The organism is Mycobacterium sp. PDNC021 (assembly GCF_048282635.1).
GTDB classification, from domain to species: domain Bacteria; phylum Actinomycetota; class Actinomycetes; order Mycobacteriales; family Mycobacteriaceae; genus Mycobacterium; species Mycobacterium llatzerense.
In genome coordinates, this window is record NZ_CP182502.1 from 346783 (window position 1) to 372166 (window position 25384).

Here is a 25384-nt window from a genome sequence, read left to right on the forward strand (position 1 = left end):
GTAATACTGGCCCGCAGAAGATGAGCTGGCCGTGGCCGTTCGGAAGATCAACTGGCCGAGGCCGTTCAGTAGATCTGCCGACCAGTCGATAGGGCCGGCCCTTCACACATAATTTCTGGCGCTGAACACGGTCTCCTGCATGGGACCGGACGTCACCGGCAAACGCGGGAGGACAACTTTTTCATGGCAAGGATCGAAGCTCCGGAAACGTCCAGCTTTGCGATCGTCGGCTACGCCGCGCGCTTCCCCGGAGCCACCGACGCCGAATCCTTCTGGGAGATGCTGCACGAAGGTCGGGACGCCGTATCCGAGGTGCCCCAGGACCGGTGGGACGTCGACGAGTTCTTCGATGCCGACCCGGACGCCCGCGGCAAGATCATCACCCGCCGCGCCGGCTTCCTCGACGACGCCGTCGGCTTCGACGCACCGTTCTTCGGGGTGTCCACCCGCGAAGCCAAGATGATGGACCCGCAGCAGCGCCTGCTGCTCGAGATGGCGTGGCGCGCGGTCGAGCACTCGGGCACCGCCCCGTCTGCCCTGGCCAACACGCAGACCGGTGTGTTCATCGGCCTGGCCACCCACGACTACCTGGGCATGGCCTCGGGCGAGCTGACCTACCCGGAGATCGAGGCCTACATGGCCATCGGCACCTCGGGCGCCGCGGCCGCCGGCCGCATCAGTTACCGCCTTGGCCTGCAAGGTCCGGCCGTCACCGTCGACACCGCATGCAGCTCGTCGCTGGTCGCCGTCCACCAGGCCTGCCAGGCCCTGCAGCTCGGCGAGTGCGATCTGGCGCTGGCCGGTGGCGCGAACGTCATCCTCAGCCCGGCCACCATGATCACCTTCTCGCAGTCGCGCATGCTGGCACCCGACGGCAAGTGCAAGACTTTCGACGCCTCCGCCGACGGCTACGTCCGGGGCGAGGGCTGCGGCGTCATCGTGGTGAAGCGACTCGAGGACGCCATCCGCGACGGCGACCGGATCCGCGCCGTCATCCGCGGTAGCGCCATCAACCAGGACGGCGCCTCGGGCGGCCTGACTGTCCCCAACGGTGTTGCCCAGCAACGGGTTATCGCCGAGGCACTGGAGCGCGCCGGCCTGACACCCGGCGACGTCGGGTACCTGGAGGCGCACGGCACCGGCACGTCGCTGGGCGACCCGATCGAGGTCCAGGCCGCGGCCGCGGCGTACGGCACCGGACGCGACGCGACCGATCCGCTGCTGATCGGCTCGGTGAAGACGAACATCGGGCACCTCGAAGCCGCCGCCGGCGTCGCCGGGATCATCAAGGTGATCCTGTCGCTCGAGCATCAGGAACTGCCGAAGCACCTGCACTTCACGAACCCGTCTCCGCACATCCCGTGGGACCGCATCCCCCTGAAGGTCGTCGACGAGGCCACCACCTGGCCACGCGGCGACCGACCGCGCGTCGCGGGCATCAGTTCGTTCGGCTTCTCCGGCACCAATGCCCATGTCCTGCTTGAGGAAGCGCCTTCCGCCGCTCCTTCGGAGAGCCCGGTCGAGGAGCCCGACGACCGGCGCTTCATGGTGCTGCCCCTGTCGGCCCGGACCCCGGCCGCCCTGCTGCAGTCCGCCGAGGACTACCGCGGCTGGTTGGCCGCACACCCCGAGGCCACCCTCTCCGACGTCTGCATCACCGCGGGTGCGGGCCGCGCCCACTTCGAGCACCGCGCCGCGCTCGTGGTGAATTCCCTTGAGTCCGCACGTGAATTGCTCGGCGCGCTGGCCGACGACCGTCCGGCGCCGGGCCTGGTGCGCGGAACTTCCGCGGACAAGCCGAAGACGGCCTGGCTGTTCCCGGGACAGGGCAGCCAGTTCGCCGGCATGGCCAAGGAACTGTTCGAGACCGAGCCGGTCTTCGCCGCGACCATGGAGCAGTGCGCTGCCGCGGTCGCTGATGTACTCGAAAAGCCTTTGCTGGATGTCATTTTCGACGACGGCCCCGGCGCCGAGGAGGCGCTGCGGCAGACCAGCTACGCCCAGCCGGCGATCTTCGCCGTCGAGATGGGCCTGGCCCGGCTCTGGCAGTCGTGGGGCTTCGAGCCCGACGTGGTGCTCGGCCACAGCGTCGGCCAGTACACCGCGGCGTGTGTCGCCGGCGTGTTCAGCCTGGAAGACGGCATGCGGCTGCTCGCGGAGCGCGGCCGGCTGTTCGGCAACCTGCCTGCGGGCGGCCGGATGGCGGCGATCTTCGCCACGCCCGAGCGCGTCGAGCGCCTCACCGATGAGTACCCGAGCCTGTCGGTCGCCGCGTACAACGGCGCCAACACCGTGCTCTCCGGTCCCGGCGCCGACCTGGAACGTGCTGTCGCCGGGCTGACCGGAGACGGTGTCCGCTGCGACTGGCTGGAGACCAGCCACGCCTTCCACTCGGCGCTGCTCGATCCGGCGCTCGACGAATTCGAGTCGTACGCAAACCAATTCACGTTCAACGCACCGCAGCGGATGCTGGTGTGCAACAGGACCGGCGACACCCTGGGCCGCACCGCGAAGCTCGACGGCCAGTACTGGCGCCGCCACGCACGTCAACCCGTCGAGTTCGCCAAGGGCGCGGAGACGCTCGCCAAGCTCGGCTGCGCGGTGCTGCTCGAGGTCGGCCCGCAGCCGGTGCTGACCGCCGCGGCCCTGCGCGCCTGGCCCGACCCGGCGACCGCGCCGCGGGCCATTGCGTCGTTGCGCCGCAAGGGCGCCGACCACCGGCAGATCACCGAGGCGCTGGCCACCACCTACACCGCCGGGCACCTGCCCGACTTCGCCGCCGTCCGGCCGGGCTCGGCACACAAGTTCGACCTGCCGACGTATCCGTTCCAGCGCAAGGCGTACTGGTTCACCGACGAGCGGATCAAGCCGACGTGGACCTCGCATCAGACCGGTGGCGCCACCACCGAAGCCGTCCAGCTGCTCCAAGACGGCCGCATCGACGAGCTCGCCACCCTGCTGGGCGGCGTGGCCGGTGACACTGCCGGCAATCAGTCGACCATTGATGTGCTGAACAAGTTTGCCGCGCAACACAACCGGCAGCGCACCGCGCAGTCTGTCTCGGATGCCCGGTACGAAATCCGCTGGGAGAAAGCCGCGGCTGGGTCCACTTCGGAGATCGGCGAAGGCTCGGCGTGGGTTCTGATCGGTGACGACGCTGCGGTGCTCGAGCCGCTGACCGAGGCCCTGACCCGGCTCGGCCACCGGCACCGCGTCCTTGCGTTGCCGGGGTCCGACGCCGACGAGCAGCAGCTGGCAGCCAACCTGCGCGCGGCCGTCGAAGACGAGCCGACGCTGCGCATCCTGCACGTCGCGGCCCTCGACACCGATGCCGCCTCGATGCAAGCGGTCCTGCGCATGCAGCACCGCGTCCTCAGCGGCACGCAGCGCCTCTTCCGGGCGGCGGCCACCGCCGAACTGCGGGCGCCGATCTGGGTGATCACGCGTGGCGCCCAACGGGTTATCGACACCGACACCGTCGCACCGGAGCAGACGAGCCTGTGGGGCTTCGGCCGCTCGGCCGCGCTGGAGTACCCGCAGGTGTGGGGCGGCCTCGCCGATCTCGCCGAGGGCAGTGCCGACGAGTGGGCACGGTTGATCGCCCAGGTGGTCGCGACCCCGCGCGGCGAGGACCAGATCGCGCTACGCGCCGACGGCGTGCACGTGCCGCGCCTCGTCCGCCGGACCGGACAGCCGAACCCGACGCAGCTCGAATTGCGTTCTGATGCCACGTATCTGGTGACTGGTGGTCTCGGGTCGCTCGGGCTGGAGATCGCGGAGTACCTGGCCGCGCATGGCGCAAAGCGCCTGGTCCTGACCAGCCGGCGCGCGCCGAGTGAGGCCGCGCAGCAGCGCATTGACGCGCTGCGCGAGCAGCACGGCTGCGAGGCTCGCGTCATCACCGCAGATGTCGCGAATCCGCACGACGTCGCCCGCCTGATGTCCACCCTGCGCGCCGAGCTGCCGCCACTGGCCGGTGTCGTGCACGCGGCCGGCGAGAACAGCACCACCCCACTGGCCACCCTGGACGGCGCCGAGCTGGAGCGAGTCTTCTCCGGAAAGGTCTGGGGTGCCTGGTATCTGAGCGAGGCCGTTGCCGACCTGAAGCTGGACTTCTTCCTGTCCACCTCGTCGATCTCGGCGGTGTGGGGCAGCTACGGCCAGACCGCCTACAGCGCGGCCAACGCGTTCCTGGACGGCTTGACCTGGCGCCTGCGTGAGCAGGGCGTGCCCGGCATGAGCGTCAACTTCGGTCCGTGGTCCGCCGGTATGGCCGACCCCGATGCCCGTGCCCAGCTGGAGCGCCGCGGCGTCCGCACCCTGTCCCCCGCTGATGCCCTGACCGGCATGGCCGACATCCTGGTGGCCGGTGGCTCCCCCGCGGAAGCTGTTGTGGCCCGGATGGACTGGGCCAAGTTCCTGCCGATCTATTCGCAGGCCGGCTCGCGCGCCCTGCTGGCCGAGGTGGCCCGAGAAGTGCCAGAGCCCGTCGGGGTCTCCGGCGCGGTCGGCGCCTCCGGAAACACGCGCTTTGTCGAGCAGCTCATCGCCGCGCCGGTGCAGCAGCGCAAGAAGCTGGTGCTGGAATACCTGCGCGACGCCGTCGCCGAGGTGACGCGCATCGAGGCCTCCGAGATTCGCGAGGAGACCGGTTTCTTCGACCTCGGCATGGACTCGCTGATGGCCGTCGAATTGCGTCGTCGGCTGGAACAGGGTGTCGGCAAGGAACTTCCGGCGACTCTCGCCATGGACCACCCGCGGCTCACCGACGTCGCGGACTACCTGCTCAGCGACATCCTGAACCTCAACGAGAAGGCCGGCGCGAAGGCCGTCGCCGCGGTCAAGTCGCTCGCCGCGGCCGACGAGCCCATCGCCATCATCTCCGTGGCGTGCCGCTTCCCCGGCTCGCCCGACCCGGATGCGTTCTGGCGGGTGCTGTCCGAGGGTGTCGACGCGATCAGCGAAATCCCCGAGGACCGCTTCGACGTCGACGAGTTCTACGACCCCGACGCCATGACGCCGGGCAAGATCTACACCCGCTCCGGTGGCTACCTGGAGAGCGTCGACACGTTCGATCCCGAGTTCTTCGGCATCTCGCCGCGCGAGGCCGTGTGGATCGACCCGCAGCAGCGACTGATGCTCGAAATCGCCTGGGAGGGCTTGGAAAGAGCCGGGTACGCGCCGTCATCGCTGCGCGGCAGCCGCACCGGTGTGTTCGTCGGCGTCGGCGCCAACGAGTACTCGCACCTGTTGTCGGGCGGCTCGGTGGAGAACCTCGAACCGCACTTCATCACCGGTAACGCGCTGAACGCCATCGCGGGCCGGGTGTCGTTCACGCTGGGCCTGGAAGGGCCGGCCATGGCGGTCGACACCGCCTGCAGCTCGTCGCTGGTGGCCGTGCACCAGGCCACGCAGGCCCTGCATTCGGGCGACTGCGACATGGCTCTGGCCGGTGGTGTCAACGTGCTGCTGAGCCCGGCGTCCATTGTCGCCGCGTCACGCGCCCGCATGCTGGCGCCCGACGGCCGCTGCAAGACGTTCGACGCCGCTGCCGACGGCTACGTCCGCGGTGAGGGCTGCGGTGTCCTGGTCCTCAAGCGGCTCAGCGACGCGCAGCGCGACGGCGACCGCATCGCCGCGATCATCCGCAGCACCGCGGTCAATCAGGACGGTGCGTCCAGCGGCCTGACGGTGCCCAATGGTGGTGCGCAGCAACGCCTGATCAACTCCGCACTGGCCCGGGCCGGCCTCAGCGGCGGCGACGTCGACTACCTGGAAGCGCACGGCACCGGCACCCCGCTCGGTGACCCGATCGAGGTCCAGGCCGCGGCGGCCGCGTACGGCGCGGGCCGCGACCCGAACCGGCCGCTGCTGATGGGCACGGCGAAGACCAACATCGGTCACCTCGAGTCGGCGGCCGGCGTCGCCGGTCTGGTCAAGGTCGTGTTGTCGCTGGAGCACGAAATGCTTCCGCAGACCCTGCATTTCAACAAGCCGTCTCCGCACATCCCGTGGGACTCGCTGCCGGTGCAGGTGGTGGACAAGCCGACGCCGTGGCACACCGACGGCCGCCCGCGCCGCGCCGGCGTCAGCTCTTTCGGGTTCACCGGCACCAACGCGCACGTGCTGTTGGAAGAGGCCCCGGTGGTGCCCTCCGACGAGGATGCCGCGGACGACGTGACGCCCGAAACTCCTGTCACCGAACCCATCAGCGTGCTGCCGCTGTCGGCGCGCTCGGCGCAGGGCCTGACGGCGCTGGCGCAGCGGTACCGCGAGTGGCTCGACGAGCACCCCGACGCCTCGATCGCCGACGTCTGCTTCACCGCCGGCTCGGGGCGTTCGCACTTCGAGCACCGCGCCGCGGTGGTCGCGAACACCGTCCACGACGCCAAGAACCTCCTAGAAGATTTGGTGGCGAACAAGCTGCGGCCGGGTGTGCTGAAGGGCGAGTGCGCCGACCCGCCGACCACCGCGTGGTTCTTCCCCGGTCAGGGCAGCCAGTACCCGGGCATGGCCCGCGAATTGTTCGACACCGAACCGGTTTTCGCCGACGTGGTGCGCCGGTGCGCAGAGGCAGTGGACCCGATCCTGCCGCGCCCGCTGCTGGAGGTCATGTTCGGCACCGATCGGGAAGCGGCAGAAACGCTGCGCAACACCGCGTTTGCGCAGCCCGCGATCTTCGCCGTCGAGATGGGCCTGGCCCGGTTGTGGCAGTCGTGGGGCATCGAACCGGATGCGGTTCTAGGCCACAGCGTCGGCCAGTACGCGGCGGCCTGTGTGGCCGGGGTGTTCAGCCTCGAGGACGGCGTCCGATTGATCGCCGAGCGCGGCCGACTGTTCGGCAGCCTGCCCGCCGGCGGCCGCATGGTGGCGGTGTTCGCCGATCCCGAGTACGTGGAGCGCGCCGCCGAGGCGTTCCCGCGGGTGTCCATCGGCGCCTACAACGGCCGCAACACCGTGCTGTCGGGCCCGGGTGAGGATCTGGAGCAGATCGTCGCAGCCTGCAGCGAGGACGCCACGCGCTGCACGTGGCTCGAGACCAGCCACGCCTTCCACTCGGAACTGCTGGACCCGGTCCTCGACGAATTCGAGTCCTTCGCAACGCAGTTCCAGTTCGCGGTGCCTACCCTGCCGCTGATCTGCAACCGCACCGGCGCGGTGCTCACCGCCGAGACGCCGCTGAACGCGCCGTACTGGCGTCGGCATTCGCGTCAGCCGGTGCAGTTCACCGAAAGCGTCAAGACCGTCGCGGCGCTGGGCTGCTCGGTGCTGATGGAGATCGGCCCGCAGCCGATCCTGACCGCGGCCGCCCTGCAGTGCTGGCCCGAGTCCTCGGAGACCCCGCGCGCCATCGTCTCCCTGCGCAAGGGCGCCAACGCACAGCGGCAGATCACCGAAGCGCTGGCCACCACGTATATCACCGGGCACCGGCCTGATTTCGCGGCCAAGAACCGCGGTCAGCGGGTCGAACTGCCGACCTACCCGTTCCAGCGCCGCCGCTTCTGGCCCAAGACCGCCAATGTGGTGGGTATGAGTTCCGGCGGATTTGCCGCCACGTCCGGAATCCTGGGCAGCGCAAAGGATCTGGCCACCGGCGACACGATCTACAGCAACGTGCTGTCGGTCAAGACCCAGCCCTGGCTGTCGCACCACGTCATCTACGGCACCGTCGTGGTGCCGGGCGCGACGTATGCGGCGATGGCCCTGGCCTCGGTCGGAGCACCGGCGCGGGTGAAGGAAGTCTTCTTCTACGAGCCGATCATCCTGCCGGACAAGGCGGCTCGCGAGACGCAGCTGACCATCCGCTCCCTGGAGGGCGGCGAAGGCTGGAAGTTCCAGGTACACAGCCGACCGAACGGGGTTCGCGAAGCCGAGTGGTCGTTGAACGCCGACGGCACACTGCTGGCCGGTGCCAGTGAAGCGGACGCCTCGGACGATGTCGCCGGTTCGATGGAGGATGTCGTCGAGCGCATGGAGCGGCTGCGTCCACAGCAGCTGTTCGAGACGTTCAACGACATGGAATTGGCCTGGGGCCCAACGTGGTCCACGTCACTCAAGTCGTTGTGGGTGCGCGACGGTATGGCCATCGGAGACGTGTCGGTCGGCGACGAACTCGCCGAGCACCTCAGCACCGAGCCCATCCATCCCGTGCTGCTCGACCTCTGCACCGGTGTGGCCTTCCCGGCCTTCCCGGCGCTGCTGGCCGCCGAACACGGCATGCACGACCTGTTCCTGCCGCTGCGGTACGGCCAGGTCGAGCTGCGCGACAAGATGCCGCGGCGGTTCTATGCGCGGGCGCGCTGGCACACCAGCGAGCTGACCAACGAGACGCAGGTCTTCGACATCGACTTCCTCGATCGCGACGGCAAGCGGCTCGGCGGCATCACCGAGTTCACCGTGAAGCGGGCGCCGCGTGAGGCACTGCTGCGCGGGCTCGGTGGCGACACCACTCGCCTGCTGTACACGCTGGGCTGGCAGGAGGGCGCCGCACCGAGCGCTGCGGACGAGGCAGAGAGCAAGACCACCGGCACCTGGCTGATCGCCGGCTTCGACGAGTTGGCGGCCGGTCTGCCCGGCGCGGTCACGCTCGATCAGACGGTGGACGCCGCCGCCTGGCAGCAGGCGATCGCAGCAGCCGCCGAAAGCGGCTCCCCGGTCACCGGAATCGTCTGGCGCGCTTCGGGACAACAGGACGCCGACATCGCGGCGCGGCTGGAGTCCGAGGTCGCCACAGTGCTCGGGGCCATGCAGACCGCCCTCGCCGAGGAAAAGCTGAACCTCACCGGCGGACTCTGGATCGTCACCGAACGCGCCGTGGCGACCGAGCCCGGCGAGCCCGTCGACCCCGTGCAGGCCGCGCTGTGGGGCCTGGGCCGCACCGTCATCAACGAGCAGCCGACCCTGCGCCTGCGGCTCGTCGACCTCGACGATGCCGACGACAACGCCACCAACTGGCTGACCGGCATCCTGGGCACTCCGGTGACGGAGTCGGAATTCGCACTGCGGCAGGGCAAGTTCCTCGTGCCGCGGCTGATGCACTGGGCGCGCAGCGGCCACCTGCCGATGCCGCGGTCCGACGACTACGTGCTGGCTCCGACCGAGCGTGGTGCGATCGACAACCTGCGGCTGACCGAGAAGGACGTGACGCCGCCCGCACCGCACGAGGTGCAGGTCCGGATCGAGGCTGCCGGCCTCAACTTCCGTGACGTGCTCAACGTGCTGGGCCTCTACCCGGGTGATCCGGGGCCCATCGGCGGTGACCTGTGCGGCGTCATCACCGAATTGGGTTCGGAGGTCACGAGATTCGAGGTCGGCCAGCGCGTCTTCGGTTCCATGCAGGGCGCCTTCTCGAGCCGCCTGAACGTGCCGGAGCAGTTGCTCGCGGTGGTACCGGAGGGCATCACGCCCGTCGACGCGGCGACGCTGCCCGCGGCGGCGCTGACGGTCCGGCTCGCGTTCGACTGGGCGCAGCTCAAGCCGGGCGACCGCGTGCTGATCCACGCCGCCAGTGGTGGTGTCGGGTTGGCGGCAGTGCAGATGGCGCGCCAGAAGGGCGCGATCGTCTTCGCCACCGCCAGCACCTACAAGCGCGCGACGCTGCGCAAGATGGGTGTCGAGTACGTCTACGACTCGCGCACAACCGATTTCGCGGACCAGATTCTCGCCGACACCGACGGCGAGGGCGTGGACGTGGTGCTCAACAGCCTGACCAACGAGGGCTTCGTCGAGGCCACGGTGCGGGCGACCGCCCAGGGTGGCCGGTTCGCCGAGATCGCCAAGCGCGACATCTGGACCCCCGAGCGCATGGCGGAAGTTCGCCCGGACATCAACTACAAGATCGTCGCGCTCGACGTCACGATGATGACCGACCCCGCACACATCCAGCGCCTCATGGAAGAGGTGTCGGATGGCTTGACCAAGGGCGAGTGGACGCCTGTGCAGGCCGAGGTCTACCCGCTGACCGAGGCCAAGACCGCGTTCCGCCGGATGCAACAGGCCCGGCACATCGGCAAGATCGTCGTGCAGATGCCGAAACCGCTGCAGCCGCACGGTGATCGGACCTACCTGGTGACCGGTGGTCTCGGCGCACTCGGTCTGCACACCGCCGCCTACCTGGCCCAGTTGGGTGCCGGCGACATCGTGCTGACCAGCCGACGCGAGCCGGACGCCGACGCGCAGCGCGCCATCGACGCGATGATGGAGCGCTTCCACTGCCGGGTGCACGTCTTCTCCGGTGACGTTGGTGATGAGTCCTCGGTTGCGGCGTTGCTCGACCGGATCCGCACGGAATTGCCGCCGCTGGCCGGTGTGGCCCATCTGGCGGGTGTCCTCGACGACGCGCTGCTCCCCCAGCAGGATCTCGAACGTTTCCGGAAGACCTTGGGCCCCAAGGCCTTCGGTGCCTTGCACCTGCACAAGTTGACGCAGGACGACGATCTCGACTTCTTCATCGTCTACTCGTCGGCGTCGGCAGTGCTGGGTTCACCGGCGCAGGCCAACTACGCCACTGCCAACGCGCTGCTCGACGGCCTCGTCGCGCACCGCAGGGCGCTGGGCCTGCCGGCGACGGCCGTCAACTTCGGTCCGTGGGGCCGGGGCGGTATGGCCAGCTCGCAGGCAGCCACAGCGAACCTGAGCGCGCAGGGCATGATGCCGCTCGAGCCATCGGCGGCTCTGGCGGCCCTCGGCGAGGTCATCCGGCATGGCGCGGCGCAGGCGACGGTCCTCAAGGCCAACTGGCAGCGGGCCGCCAAGATGCTCGGCGGCATCCGTCCACCGCTGCTCGACCAGGTGTTGCCGACCAGCGACGCGGCAGCCACCGGCGACAGCGAGCTGCTCCGTCAGCTGCAGGAGATTCCCGACGCCCAGCGCGCCGGGTTCATCACCGAGTTCCTGCAGAAAGAGGTGCAGGGCTTCCTGCGCCTGGCGCAGCCGCCCGCCGCGACGAGCCGGTTCCTGGATCTGGGCACCGACTCGCTGATGGCGGTCGAGCTCCGCAACCGGTTGTTCGGGCAGTTCGGCGGCAAGTTCGACATCAGCCCGACCGCGATCTTCGACTACCCGACCCTCGGCGAACTCGCCGGGCACCTAGCGTCGCAGCTGCCGCCGTCGGATGCACCGGAGGCGCCGGCAGAGGCTCCGGCCGCCGAGGCCGCAACCGAGGCCGCGAAAGAGGACTGACCTCACGAGTGTGAGGGCTGTGCACGTCGATCGACGCTGACACGTGCACAGCCCTCACACTCAAGGCTGGTTGTCGGCCAGCGGAACTCCTGCCTCCGTGAGACTTTCGGCGTATGCCGGGGCAATCTTGTGGGAATACGGCGGCGCCATGTGTGCCCAATCGACTCGCGCAGGCGTAGTTCCCACAAAACTCGGACACCGCTGAGTCTCGTTGCAGAACCAGGGCCGCGAGTCGACCCATACTCCACCGAATTCCACGGCCAGCTTCTGCTCGGCCTTGGCCTTCGCATACCAAACAGGCGGGATGGTGCCGACGCAGCTCGGCGGTGTGCTGGATACCTTACTGACGCAATCCTTGATCTCTTTGTCACTCGGCGGCGGCGCAACCAGCACCACTTTCTTCGTATTTTCTCTGAACCGATCGATGATTCGACCGAGCGAATCGGACCAGTCCTGGATTGACATCTCGCGCCGTGCGCCGACGATGCGGTCGCGAGCGTAGGCGTTGGAAATGACGACGACATCTGGCTTGACGGCGTTGATGAACTCAACGGCACTGTCCTTGCGGCCGGTGCATTCCGGGCTCACAGTTGCCCGGTCGATGGTGTCCTGAGTGAAGACGCAAGAACCCATCGCCTGATTGAACACTTGTACCGCACCATTCGAGCTCAATGCGAGCTGGCGCCAGATCTCTGAATAGCCCAGCCCGACCGAATCACCGACAAGAACGACCTTCAGCGGCGCATCTGGTGGCCCATAGGTGCAGAGGTCCGCCGGTGCAATCGCCGACGTAGAGCATTTGGCCGTCTCCGGCGTGACGAGCTGCGCGACTCCCCCCGCGCTGAACAACGAGTCCATCGTTGGTTCCAGAACTGGCCACTCGCGCGCCTTCAACGCCTCCGAAATCTCGGCCTGGAGCGCACTGGCTCGCGGCCCCAGAGTGATCGGAGGAAGCGCTGAGTCGACCTTCTCACGCGTCAGGTCAATCGCCGCGTCACCCACCTCATAGGTGTCCGCCGGCGTAACCGGCCGAGCCAACCACGCTGTACCGGCGACGACCACCAGCGCAGTGGCTGCGAGTGCGGCGTATTGAGTGGACCTCGCCGGCGAGTACTTGTGCCGCTGGATCTTTCGCATCAACTCGCCAAGCTCCGCAAAACTGGCGCGCCGCAACGGATCTTCGATCATGTGGTACGAGGCGATCGACAGGCCGAAGGTCAAAGCCACAGCAGCCACGTAGTAGGCGCCGCTCACACCCATGATTGCGCCGAGAAGAACGATCACGGGCCAGTGCACCAAGTACAGGGAGTAAGAAATGTTACCGATGTACGTGGAAACCCGATTACGTAAGAACGGCTGATAGTCGGGCTCGCGCCCCACTCCTGCAGCAACCACCAATGCCGCGCCGAGCACCGGAAGGATGGTCCACGGCGCCGGAAAACCAGCCTCGTTGTCGCTGATCAGCGCGAAGCTGACACCAATGACCAGCAGGCCGCCCCAAGACAGGATGGGCTTGAGAACTCGCGGAATCCGGGCCAGCAGGCCGACTGCGGTTGCCAGAAGTGCGCCGATGCCCAGCTCCCACACGCGCGCAAAGGTATCGAAGTACGCAGCCGGCGGTGATTCCGCGGTTTCGCGCAGGGCCCACGCCAACGATGCCAGGACGATGACACCCATGACTCCGCCGGCGATTGCCATCCGCCGTGAATGAGACCAGCTCTTACGGATAATGACCACACTCACGGCGAAAATCACTGCGGGCCAGACGAAGTAGAATTGTTCTTCAACCGACAGTGTCCAGTAGTGCTGAATCGGTGACACCGTCGCTGCCATTGAGTGGAAGTAGTCCGTACCGATACTCAGGAAGTGCCAGTTCGACCAGAAGACAGATGCCCACAATGCGTCGACGCCGATCTCGTGGGATCGAAATCCCCGAAACACGAGAGTCGATGCCAGATAGGTGAGCACCAGCACCACGGTGGCGGCCGGGACGATCCGGCGAATGCGGTTCCAATAGAAGCGCTTGAACGAGACCGTTCCGGTCTTCTCCGCGCCACGCATGAGGTTTCCGGTGATCAAGAACCCGGAAATCACGAAGAACACGTCGATGGCAGCAACGCCACCTCGTGGCCATCCCCATAGGTGGTAGGCGAAGACGGTGAGCATGCTGACCATCCGTAAGCCTTGGATGTCGAGCCGCTGTTGCGCCCCGTTCGTGCTGCGGCGACGCCGACGATTCGTATGCCCAGATGAGCCCATGGCCAGCCTCCGTATCGGCAGGGCAGTTCACCCACTGCGACGCAAGCTTACGACCTAGTTAATTTTTTTGACTGCTTACCGGCAGACCGACTCCACGTGGGATGTGGCCCCGCTTCGGCCGACTCGAACGAACCACCAGAGCGGCCCATCATCAGCGCCGTCCACGTATTGACGCCGACCACAATTTCTGTCAGGCTCCTATGAGGAGCGATCTCATCAGCGGAAGGCTCGGACAATGTCTGTTCTCGCGATGCATGTTTCGAACACCAAAGCCAAGTTGCAGGCCGGCACGGCCGCCTGTGCAGTTGCCGGGGCCGCCATCCTGACTCCCGCGATGGCGCAGGCGGACATCTCCGCGCCGGCTCCACTCGCCCCGATCACCCAGGTGCTCGACAACGTCGCCCAAGCGCCGCATTTCCTGGCAGAGGCAACGTGGTGGCAGAACGATCCCTGGTGGTGGGTGGGGACCGGCCCGAACCCCTCCACCCCCGCCCCCATCTTGGTGGGCACCTTCACCCCACTTTCGATCATCCCCGGCTTCCTCCAGGAGCCGTGGAAACGCCTGACACAGAACATCAATCTCTCAGTCTGCGCCTTCGGCGTTGGCGCGAAGATCGGGCCGTACGGCACCATCACGGTTTCACTGACTCGCGGCTGCTAGTCCGCGCGGCGATTCGTAAGGCCGGACATTGATTGTTCTGCGGATACAGCAGGGCTGTCGGCCAATGCGGAACGTTCCTGAGTGAGCGAGAATTCTCCACGCGCGACGGCGGATGAACCGACTGGCGACGACGAAGACGAAGTCGGCGGCGAAACCACGCGGCACCGAAAGACCTTGCATCGCCGGCGTTTTCGCGTAGTCGCATTGGCTGCCCTACTCGCCGCCGCCGGATTCCTGTGCTGGCTTGGATTCGAAGGCTACTCAGCCAAGTCCCACTTGGAACGAGCGCGCGTAAACGCACAGCACACCAAAGAAGCGCTGTCCGCCGGCGACGTTGACGCAGCTGTTCGTTCTGCCGCTGCAGCACAAACGGATGCCGAACACGCGAATGACGCCGTGCGGTCATTGCCGTGGGCTGTCGCAGCACGCATACCGTGGCTGGGCAGTCCGTTCCAATCCGCACAACAAATCTCTCAGGTCGTTCTGGGGCTGGCGTCCGATGTACTGAAGCCGGCAGCAGAGTTGGGCACAGCGCTCTCGCCAACCCACCTCATCAATGGCTCACACATCGACGTTCAGGCACTTCGCGACAAGGAGCCGGGCCTGGCGAAGATCGCCAAGGAGTCACGGCGGCTGCAAGCGGACGCGGATGCGATCGCCGATCCGGCTTACCTGGATGCTCTGCGGAACGCACGTTCGGAGCTTCAAGCGCAGACCGCGAAAGTCACCAGCCTCCTGGACAAGGCTGCCCTCACGGCCAAGCTGGCGCCGCTACTGATGGGCGTGGACGGCCCGCGCAGCTACTTCATGGGCTTTCAGACCAACGCCGAAGTCAGAGGTACGGGCGGGATACTCGGCGGGTTCGGAATACTCCGGTTCGACAACGGCTCGCCGAGCGTAATTGCGTTGGGCCCCAACACAGAACTCGCGGGGCCGTTCAAACCGCTGGACCTCGGGCCCGAGTTCGGCCAAGAGTACGGCTACACGAATCCGAGCACTGACTTCCGGAACAGCAATCTCAGTTCGCACTTCCCGTACGCAGCACAGATATGGCGCTCAATGTGGGCACAACAAACGGGCCAGGAAGTCGATGGCGCTATCGCGATGGACCCAGTCGCCTTGAGCTACGTGCTAGGCGCGACTGGACCCGTCGTGATGCAGGACGGCGAACTGATCACGAAAGAGAACGTCGTCGAGCTCACCGAGTCGACTGCGTACCGACGGTTTCCCACGGATCAGGCTGCGCGCAAGCAGTATCTTCAGGACATCGCCAACGCTGTCGTGAGAAAGATGACCAGCGCGGTCGAGTCACCGCGGCAGTTGCTCGACGCGCTCGGGAAAGCGGCCGGCGAACGCCGAATCGCCATCTGGAGCGCCTCCCCTGAAGCGGAGAAACTGCTGGAGCAGACGCCACTTGCGCACTCGATCCCAGATGACGCCTCGCCCTATGCCGCAGTCATCCTCAACAACCTCGCGGGTAACAAAGTCGACTACTACCTGCGGTCGCATGTCACCTATCAGGCCGACGGCTGCGCCGGCACCACTCGCAACACCACGGTGACCGTCAAGCTGACCAGCACCGTGCCGGACGTACCGCTGCCAGAGTATGTAGCCGGCTCCCTTGGCCTCAGCCGTAACGTCCCGATCACCTTGCCGAGCGGCTCGATGCTGACGTCAGTCCGGCTGGTCGCCACCAAGGGAGCGGCGTTGGTGGGGGCGTTCTCCAATGGCCAACAGATACCGGTGTTCACCGGGACTGACCGCGGTCATCCGACGTTTGAGATCCAGGTAGCGATTCCCCCGAGGCAGTCGGGTGAACTGACTTTCCGGCTTGCTGAGCCGACGGTTCCGGGCGCCGCCCGCGTTCCCGCGCAGCCCCTCATCGACACAGCCGCCCCGACGGTCGCGGTTCCCGAGTGCACGCAGAAATAATCACGGTTCCGCTTAATTGACGTTAGCGTTGACCTACATTGGATAGCGACATCGCCGCGTTGAGGGATGTGGAGGCTGTCCGCAACCTCCAACCGTTTACGTGTGAGATCGACCGTGCCGGGCCACCAGAAGGAGTGGACTGCAGTGAATCTCCAGAACTTCTTGCGAATACTCCGGACAAGATGGATACCGGTCGTGGCCGCTATTGTCGTGGCCCTACTCGGCACTGTAATAATCACTGCCACAACTACTCCGCTATACAAATCATCGACGCGACTATTCGTTTCTACATACGCCGGCACTTCACTGACCGACGCCTACCAAGGCAATCTGTTTTCTCAAGAGCGCATCAATTCATATACGGTTCTGCTCACGGGCGAAGTACTCGCGCAACGCACTGTGGATGCACTCCATCTTGATATGTCCGCACAGGCACTGCGCAAGGAAGTCACCGCTCGGTCCAAAGCAGGTACCGTTCTCATCGATGTGGACGTTCTCGACCCGTCACCGGTCCGCGCCAGGGATATCGCAAATACGCTTTCGAATGAATTCGTCACGATGGTCAAGGAGCTCGAAACCTCCGGAGACGGCAACCTCCCCGACACGCGGGTTGTGGTCGAGCAGCCCGCCGCGGTATCCAGCTCTCCAGCTGTGCCGAAGTTGGTACGGAACCTGGTGCTCGGCCTGTTCGCCGGCGTGTTCCTCGGTGTCGCAATGGCTGTCGCTCTCGACGTGATCGACAGCACCGTCAAGAAGCGCGAGGATCTCGAGGGCATCACAGGAGTCAGTGTCGTAGGCGAGATCCCGGTGGACAAACCCCGACGCACGGCGCCGGCCATTACGTTCAGCAACGACAATTCCCGGATTGCCGAATCCTTCCGAAAGTTGCGCACCAATCTGAGCTTCCTGGCCGTCGACAACCCTCCGAGGGTGATCGTGATTACGAGCTCGATTCCGAATGAGGGCAAATCGACAACAGCGATAAACATCGCACTGGCGTTGGCAGAGGCCGAAAACAACGTGCTGGTTGTGGATGGCGACATGCGTCGTCCGATGGTGCATCAATATCTGAAACTCGACGGCGCGGTGGGCCTGAGCACGGTCCTCAGCGGTGCGGTGTCCCTGCCGGAGGCTCTGCAGGAGACGCAATTCTCCGGCCTGACAGTCTTGGCTGCCGGCACCATACCGCCCAATCCAAGCGAGCTCTTGGCATCACAGGCTGCCAAGAAGCTACTGGCTGAGCTTCGCGGACAATTCGACTATGTGATCGTCGATTCATGCCCGCTGTTGGCCGTTACGGATGCCACTTTGATCGCGGCGAATGCGGATGGAGCTTTGTTGCTGGCACGGTACGGGAAGACCAGGCTCGATCAACTGGCACACGCATCAGACGCCCTTGAGAACGTGGGCGCCACGCTGCTTGGCACGGTCTTCTCGATGACGCCCCCGCGCAATCATTCACCGTACGCCGGCTCCTATTATTACTATTATCACGGCAAGAGCCGTATTGATGGACGTCACAGCCAGGCTTAAGTCATTCAAGCGATGACCCTCCAGAACATTGGCGCCGTGCGCCATCGCATCACGTGGAATCGCGCAAGACTGGTTACCACCAAGAGTCTGTGTCTGATCGGCGTCCTATCGGCACTGTCCGCGTGCACTCCGGAACCCCCGCACTATGAATCGCGGGAAGTCACATCGCCCAAGGCTTCCCGTCAATCACCAAAACCCGAAGCAGCACAGCCTGATTCACAGCCGGCAGAGGCCTCATTTGTCGACGACTTCGACCGACCAGATACGACAGCCGGACTCGGCGAAGGCTGGGACATGCGTACCGCACAGAGCGGCGAGCCCGCCCTGCGTCCGGCGACTGACGGATACATCAAGGATGGACATTTCAGCTATGCAGGAAAAAGCGATGTCATTGCGCTACGCCAGTTTCGCGCCCCTATCCTAAGTCTTGGCGCGGAGGGACAATTCGTTCGACGCGGCGGCTCCACCGCGGATACCATCATGATGTTCGGCACCGCCGAGGACAGCAACATTCAGACGAATATGGTCATATTTACGTCCAGCCGGACCGCCTGGGGCGTACATCTGAGAAACCAGGTCGCCAGCAGCAAGCTCAAGGCGATAGCAAGTGGCCAATATGCCCATCCCCTGGAATTGGGCCGCAACTACAGGTTTCTACTGCGCATCGCCGACGGCCAAGTCAGGATTACCGGTCCGGGCCTCGATGTAGCCAAGTTAGTGCCGTCGCAGCTACCACTCAACGTATACGGATTCTGGCGCGAGTATCCAGACCGACCGTCTGCTGGCGGTATCTTTGACTTCGACAAGGCGTGGGCGCTCGAAGACGGCCTACCCGCGGAACCCGTCGCGACATCAATCGCCACTCCGGGAAACTAAGACCGCTGAATCCACAGCGAACCGGGCTCCCAAAGATCGGTCCGCTTCCCAAATACGGGGCACGAATTGGAGAGTTCCTGCAGGTAGTGGTGCTTCAAGAAATTCAGAGCGCCAACGATCTTGTACTCCTGGTTGAAGCTGAGAAATGCCTCAACCAGGTACTGCTCATTCCAGAATCGGACCTCGCGACTGAGCCACCCCTGCTGGTAATCCTTGGGCGTTCGGATGTCATGGATATGCACAAACACACCCGATTGGAGCACGGGTAGAATCTGCAAGTACTCGAACAACACATCGCCCTGCGGCCGGATCATGTGCGACGAATCAATGAATAGTATGTCGCCCTCTTCGAGCTCTCTGAAAACGTCGAGGTCGATTTGTTCCACAGGAGTGCGTATGAGTTCCACATCCAACTCGTTCAACCACCCCGCTTCATACGGTTCAATGCAGACGTGACGGCATGCGTACGCAGCTTCCTCAGCTCGATTGGCGGCGATGGCGTGACGTGCCATCAGCGTTGATTGGCCGCTGCCGATTTCGATGATCCGCTTGGGCCTCGCGTATCTGATCATGCTGTACAGGAACTCAGCATCAGCGGGCCCGAAGACGTGGTTGTCGTAATAGAAACTCGACTCTGATTGGCTGTCCATAGGAAATGCCAATAGCTCATTGCCGTACGAGAATTTCGTGAGCAAATCCAACTGCTGGCTGACATTCAAGTCCAGCCCAGGCAATACCCGGTCCTCTTCGAGTGGCCTCGTCAGCACCGTCGTGTCGAACAGCGGCTCATAGTAGTGATTGCGGATCGGGAATATTCCCACTTTCCGGAACAGCCACCGCGTACGCGGCAATCGCTCAATTCCAAAACGGCGAACAAGTTTCATTACGAGCGAGGCGACGAAGACAATCGGAACGAAGATGACGTCGATCAGTGGCGCCAGAGCTTGCGTCAGTTTGCCCACGGTCCTCCCTCCTGAGAACAAGCGACGTTGTCAGCCAAGATCGAGGCCTGCAAATCCAGGCACAGCCACCGTCAAATCAAACCACATCCAGCGCGACATACTAATGAAATTTGACGACGTCGCCTGGGCCGCGATCACGGGGCCGAAGTGGTCCGCTAGCTGCAGTGTTTCACGACGATTTGACACTGAGCCCTACCCGCGACGGACGGCGAATCTGCGCTCTCGTGCGTTCGAGCCGGAGCGCAATTGGGCCACACTCATGCCGGCATCGCTGACCTCGGTGGTCGCCCGAGGGTCACGAACCAGCAGGGCGATCCCGAGCAGGATCCCGAACGCAGGCGCACCGAAGGCATCCTCAGGAATCGGAGTTACCACCATGGTTGTCATGTATCCGACTGCCGCCGCCGCTGCTGCCGACCGCAATGCAAATCCACCACGGCCGAAGATCGCATGAAGGACTGGCGCGACGAACGTGATCATGTACGCGCAAAGCCCCAACCAGCCGACCTTTGCAATTGCCCACCAATAGAAATGGTGCGCGTAGTACGTCCCCGATGTGGCCGTGAATCCCCGGCCCACGGGAGGTCTGTAGAGAAATCCCAAACCGTTACCGAATAGCTCATGATCCACGATTCCACTCTTCAGCCACTTGACTTCACTCTGTCGATACAGCAATGAGTAATCGAACTGTTGCGCAGTACTGCTGAATCCTTCCAGAACTCGTGCCGAGTACGCGGTGTAAATTGAGCCGATATAGTTCAGCCCCGGGATACCTGCGGACGCAGATAAGAACAGCCCCATCAGCTCAAACAGCGCGATCCCGCCGACAGCTATGAAAATGGCGCGCACCATTCCGCTACGAGTCTGGTGTCGGTCCGAAGCAGTGGCACTTCGATAAAACAGCGGCGTCAGCAGCAGTGTGACGACGACCAGGACAATAGCGTTTCGGGAGAAACCTATGGCAGTGACACCCAGTGCGGGAATCAAGTAGCTAACTGTCTTTCGAATCAAATCAGGCCGGATCGCCCACAATGCGATCACTATCGCGAGAGTGGCGCTCGCCAGGTGCGTTGTCGGTCCCAACACTCGTTCTACATCGGCCCTGGCGTGGACGGTCGTGCCGAACAGCGCAGCGTCCTCGATACGCGCGTTGAGGTTCACGAAATTCAAAGTGCTGAGCAGAATCAGAACAAACGACATCCACAGGGTGATCTTCACCGCGCGGAGTGCGGCATAAATCTCCGGCGTCGATGCGATCCTGCCGACGATGAACACATACAAAGCCATCATCAAGATGCTCCGACCATCGTTCACCGTGGTCGGTACCCCGTGACCATTCAATAGCCCATGAGCAATGCCGATGGTTGTGATCACCCCGATGCCTGCGGCACACATGTCCGTATTGCGGTTTGGGGGTCGGCAGAACAATAGGTAGACCGCAGTAATGATCAACGGAATCTCGTGCAAATAGATACCCGATCCGAAAATGCGAATCTGAGATGGGATAAACGCCGGAAAGCTCGAGAAGGTGACGATGACGACGGCGCCTATCCACCATTGTGGCGCGCGCAGAACCGCGATCGTGACAAAGACCGCGATGAAGGCGACGATAACCACCGTCTGCATCCAACAGATGGTAGTCCAGAGCTGCGACGATCACCCCGGATATTGACGCATCCGTTCGTTTGACCGAATCCCGCTCTCAGCATGCCGAAGACGCCCGGCCCCAGTCGTTTACGCCTACCCTCGTCAGCCTTCTTCGACCACCCAGTCCGCGACTGCACGTTGCCGGTCGCGGTCGATGCCGCCCACAAGCGCATCCGTGACCAGCACAGGACCGGCAAGAAGCGCACACCGGGCGTTGCCCACAGCGTCTGCAGGTCCCCGATCATCCGACGCGTGAAGCCGGCGTAGTGCGTCTCGATATTTGCTGCGAGTCGACCTGCTTCATCGAGCCATAGAGCGCGTCACCGCACGATATTGACGTATAGGAAAAAACCTTCAAGAAAGCGCTGCCTGTACATGACCTGTGGACGTAGCATCTGCGAGGTACCGAGGGCCGAGCCAAGTTCATGGCCCGGCGCCAGAAACTATTGATTCTCGGAAGGCTGGCCCCGCACCGGACGGATCAACTTCTCGCAATTTCGCTACCAAGACAACAACGAGGTGCGTACATGGCAGACGGGCTGACCATTGTTGGAGTTGGCCGCAGCGGCACTTCCACGGCAACAGCGTTTGCCGAGTTTGCTGGACTACGCCTGCCCCACGATGTCCTTCCTGCCGATCAGTGGAACCCTGACGGGTACCTCGAAAGCAGCAGTCTCATTCACTTCAATGACCGCCTGCTTGCCGCCAGCGGCCAGACGTGGCTGAAGCCATGCCGCACCGACCGCAACTCCGCAACTGAATACCGCTGCATTCGCCGCGCCATGAAAGCGTTCAAGACCTCATTCGGGACTGGGCCGGGGTGGGTATGGAAAGACCCCAGACTGCCCATGTTGCTACCGTTTTGGGATCAAGTGCTCGGCATGCAGCCGGCATTGGCACCGTACCGAGACCCAGTCTCGGTCGCGGCGAGCATCTCGCGTCGCGACGATGTGAATCTTGATGTGGCCCTTGCGATATGGGAACGTCATTCGCGCCAGATGCTGACGACCGTGACAGGTCGCCCCGTCCTCTTCAGCGACTATTCGCACCTTACCGAGCGGCCCGAGGCCTGGTTCCGCCAGTTCTTCGACTTCTGCGTGGCAGCTGGGCTGAAAGTGACCGATGCAGATATTGATTTCGGTGCACGCATTCGCCACATCGAACGACCCGCCATCGAGAAGGCGCCGACTTCGCAGCAATCCGAGCTGGCTGAGCTGATCTGCAGCCTGGACGGTCCGCACGAGAACTTTCAACCAGTTTCGCTTCCAGACGAGTCACCCACCACGCAGCGGCTCATCGACTCGGTGCAGAACCCACGGATGGCCGCCCGCATCCGTGCGACGTTCACCATGAGACCGAAACACGTTGTGCTGGCCAGCCTGCTTTGATCTTGTTCCTCGGCAGCATGACTTACCTTGCGCGACTGCATGATCGCCCCGGGATGCCCACATGACCGGCAGACAATGACTGAACACTTGTTGGGCGCCTATCGTACGTAACAGGCGATGAATGTCGGGCTGAGTAGCCCACCGGACACCTTGGCCGCGCGCGGCAACAGCGCACGAAACTCACGCCTCGACAGCAGCCGCGTGAAATCCTTCTCGTGACGCTTACGCCAAGCCGGAATCCAATGCAGGCAAAGCGTCGAGGTGTGCGACTCAACAGGAAACCATTTATTCGGCGTGGTGATGATCCAGGTTCGGGCCACCCGGGTCATCTCCTCGACCATTCGTCGCTGGTCATTTTCCTGACCCACGTGCTCAATGATGGCGTTCGCCAACGCAAAATCGACGCAGTCATCGACAAAGGGCAGAGCGCGCGCGTCGGCAATCATGAACGGATACGAGGTCGTGGCAGGTTCGATGTTGATGCCCATTCTCACCGGATAGTGCTCTGCGATGCACTTTTCGATGACGCCGGAGTTCGCCAAGTTCGGATTGTCACCATGTTCATCGCCAGTCGCGCCCACCAGGAGCACGTCTCTGGCACGCTGCTCAGCCATGAAGCCGAGGATGTACTGCGCTTTTCTTCTCCGGTTGTACAGGCTGTACGCGAGCACTGCCCGGCGGATGGTTTTCCCCACGAGTTCCGCTATCGGCACGGGCCCACCCCCGCTCTCTGACAATTCTCCACAAGGGTGCAAATTGGGATGCAGTTCGCAGCAGTGGTCAACGTACCGCAAGGAGCGACGCCCAGAGGTTCAAATTCCCATTCCCCAAATCGGAGCGTTCACTCAAACCGCCATCGGCTAGGACGGCCGGCGCCCTGCCGCGGCCGGCCACGCGATCGACCCATCGCCGGCATGCGCCGGCTCCCTCACGGCAGACGAACCGCTAGCTGAACACCCACCCGCAGAGTCCATCGGCGTGCGTCAGCGAGGGCTCTTCCTCGTCACGCATCTGGGCTCTGACCTCGATGTTCGGGCCTGTCGAGTGTCGTACAACGCGACCAGGAACCGACTCGGCGCCCACATCTCCCGTAGGCTTCGCGATTTACTGACGCCAACGTCAACATCGTCGTAAGCTTTGACGCATCGGCTGAGAGGTGACCACCGTGACCAATTCCGTCAGACGAATAGCAGCCATCACCGGAGGGACGCTCGCGCTAACGATAGCGGCGGGCGTCGGCGGCGGAGTCGCGTCTGCGGTCGACCCCTTCGCGGGGATGCGCTACGACAAGGTCGTCGAGTCTCTCAAGTCATGGAACGGGAAATCCGAAGTCGTTGCCGTCGTCGGAGACCAACTCAAACGCGACGAGTGCATCGTGTCTTCGTCCAGGAAAGAAAAGAAGACCAATACGTACCTGCTGACCCTCTACTGCGACAGTGCGTACGCAACTGCGGGCGAACCCGGTAGGTCGATGGGAACCCCAGAGGGGCGCAATGCCGTAAAGCACGAGGCACAGGTCAAGTGGCTACGGGAGAATCCCGACTACTGCCGGACGATGAAGATGTCTCATCCCGAATGGTTCAAGCAGCCGGTAGAAGGGTGTGAAAACGTCAGTTAGGCAGGTCTTTTGGGTCCTGCCCACGAGATCGGAGGTCGCCGCGAGATGTCCGGTGGAGCGCGGTTCGGTCGCGCCAGCTGACCTGGCGCACCGGCTATCTGCGCCGCGTTGCAGCTGTCGATCCCGCGCCGCTTTCGGATGGACAGATGACGCGACTGTCTGAATGGCTTCGATACGATCCAAGTCGGTATCCGCTCGGCTACAACCCCGGGCTCGACGGACTACGCGGCGCGGCAACGCTTTCCGTTCTAGCGGCACACTTGAGTCCCAGCTGGTGCCCCGGCGCCTTCCTGTACATGGACATGTTCTTCGTGATGAGCGCGTATCTGATCACTTCGCTGCTGCTGAAGCGGTGGACCAAGACGGGAAACGTCGGATTCGCCACGTTCTACACCCGCCGCGTACTTCGACTGTTTCCCGCGAACTACGCGATGATTCTTTGCTTTGTCGTTGCCGCCTACCTGATTCTCGATGACGACTTCATCTGGCACGCAATCGAGGCGGCCGCGGCCGCGACGTACATATCCAACTGGACCAGAGCTTTCGAGGCTCCCATACCCGGATTCTTGAGCCACACTTGGTCACTCGCGGTAGAAGAGCAGTTCTATCTGATCTGGCCGGTTCTACTCACAATTCTGCTGCGGGCGACCGGACTCCGGGTGCGACTCGTCGCACTGCTGGTGGTCCTCGCGCTCGGGTCGGCCGGCTGGCGCAGTTGGCTCACCTTCCAGGGCGCATCCATGGAACGCCTGTACAACGGGACCGATGTGCGCGCCGACGCCCTCCTGATCGGCTGCGCTTTAGGTGTCGCGATGGCAATTCCCAAGGTACGCAACAGCACAACCCTTCATCGGACCGCGAGGGTCCTGGCAGCCCCATCGCTGATCGTGCTGCTCATCGGCGGGTTCACGATGGACCAACACAACCGGGCGATGTATGCCGGAGTCTCGTTGTTCTTCACGTTGGCATCCGCCTGCCTGATAGCAGCACTTGTGCTACCCGAGCAGACGATTCCCCATCAGGTATTCCGCACACCGCCGTTGGTGTTCCTCGGCCGCATCTGTTACGGCCTCTACATTTGGCACTTCCCGATATTCATGATCATCATGTTTGGCTTCGGGATCACTCGTCCGGTGGCAGCCGGGATGATCGGAGTTCCACTGACATTCGCCGTCGCAATCTTGTCTTGGCGATTCATCGAGAGTCCGTTCCTCAAGGCGAAGGATCGCATCCCGGTCCAGGGTCGAACGCACGCGACACTATGAAACCGAGCGCAGCGTCACCGGCCGGTCCGACAGGACTTCTCGGCGTCGACCCATCGGTCCGG

12 protein-coding genes are annotated in these 25384 nt (G+C 64.0%); 8 read left to right on the plus strand and 4 right to left on the minus strand.

Going from position 1 to position 25384, the window contains the following annotated elements; genetic code table 11:
- Positions 1–183: 183 nt before the first annotated feature.
- The gene (locus tag ACNO8X_RS01695) at positions 184–11181 is read left to right on the plus strand and encodes a type I polyketide synthase (protein WP_418003885.1); all 10998 of its coding nucleotides are present in this window, start codon (positions 184–186) and stop codon (positions 11179–11181) included.
- A 60-nt stretch (positions 11182–11241) separates the two neighbouring features.
- On the opposite strand, the gene ACNO8X_RS01700 is transcribed toward ACNO8X_RS01695, so the two are convergent.
- Positions 11242–13440, minus strand: coding sequence for an acyltransferase family protein (locus ACNO8X_RS01700; protein ID WP_418003886.1), 2199 nt, complete (start codon positions 13438–13440; stop codon positions 11242–11244).
- A gap of 235 nt (positions 13441–13675) precedes the next feature.
- Between ACNO8X_RS01700 and ACNO8X_RS01705 the strand changes: the two genes are divergently transcribed.
- From ACNO8X_RS01705 to ACNO8X_RS01720, 4 genes are all read left to right on the plus strand, one after another.
- The gene (locus ACNO8X_RS01705; protein ID WP_418003887.1) at positions 13676–14101 is read left to right on the plus strand and encodes a hypothetical protein; all 426 of its coding nucleotides are present in this window, start codon (positions 13676–13678) and stop codon (positions 14099–14101) included.
- 81 nt (positions 14102–14182) lie between these two features.
- On the plus strand, positions 14183–16033 hold the full coding sequence (locus ACNO8X_RS01710) for a DUF4012 domain-containing protein (RefSeq protein WP_418003888.1): 1851 nt from the start codon (positions 14183–14185) through the stop codon (positions 16031–16033).
- A gap of 144 nt (positions 16034–16177) precedes the next feature.
- Entirely contained in the window at positions 16178–17566 is a 1389-nt protein-coding gene (locus ACNO8X_RS01715) for a polysaccharide biosynthesis tyrosine autokinase (RefSeq protein ID WP_418003889.1), read from the plus strand.
- 12 nt (positions 17567–17578) lie between these two features.
- Positions 17579–18442 carry a hypothetical protein gene (locus tag ACNO8X_RS01720; RefSeq protein WP_418003890.1) on the plus strand — a complete coding sequence of 288 codons (864 nt, stop codon included), beginning with the start codon at positions 17579–17581 and terminating at the stop codon, positions 18440–18442.
- On the opposite strand, the gene ACNO8X_RS01725 is transcribed toward ACNO8X_RS01720, so the two are convergent.
- Together ACNO8X_RS01725 and ACNO8X_RS01730 are read right to left on the minus strand one after the other, a co-directional pair.
- Positions 18439–19404, minus strand: coding sequence for a class I SAM-dependent methyltransferase (locus tag ACNO8X_RS01725; RefSeq protein WP_418003891.1), 966 nt, complete (start codon positions 19402–19404; stop codon positions 18439–18441). The genes ACNO8X_RS01720 and ACNO8X_RS01725 overlap by 4 nt on opposite strands.
- A gap of 192 nt (positions 19405–19596) precedes the next feature.
- Positions 19597–21030, minus strand: coding sequence for a hypothetical protein (locus ACNO8X_RS01730; protein WP_418003892.1), 1434 nt, complete (start codon positions 21028–21030; stop codon positions 19597–19599).
- Positions 21031–21578: 548 nt separating this feature from the next.
- On the opposite strand from ACNO8X_RS01730, the gene ACNO8X_RS01735 reads away from it, so the two are divergent.
- A complete protein-coding gene (locus tag ACNO8X_RS01735; protein WP_418003893.1) occupies positions 21579–22439 on the plus strand; it encodes a hypothetical protein in 861 nt (286 codons plus the stop codon).
- A gap of 98 nt (positions 22440–22537) precedes the next feature.
- On the opposite strand, the gene ACNO8X_RS01740 is transcribed toward ACNO8X_RS01735, so the two are convergent.
- On the minus strand, positions 22538–23152 hold the full coding sequence (locus ACNO8X_RS01740; protein WP_418003894.1) for a class I SAM-dependent methyltransferase: 615 nt from the start codon (positions 23150–23152) through the stop codon (positions 22538–22540).
- Positions 23153–23604: 452 nt separating this feature from the next.
- Between ACNO8X_RS01740 and ACNO8X_RS01745 the strand changes: the two genes are divergently transcribed.
- Positions 23605–24057, plus strand: coding sequence for a hypothetical protein (locus tag ACNO8X_RS01745; protein ID WP_418003895.1), 453 nt, complete (start codon positions 23605–23607; stop codon positions 24055–24057).
- A 146-nt stretch (positions 24058–24203) separates the two neighbouring features.
- A complete protein-coding gene (locus ACNO8X_RS01750; protein WP_418003896.1) occupies positions 24204–25322 on the plus strand; it encodes an acyltransferase family protein in 1119 nt (372 codons plus the stop codon).
- Positions 25323–25384: the final 62 nt, after the last annotated feature.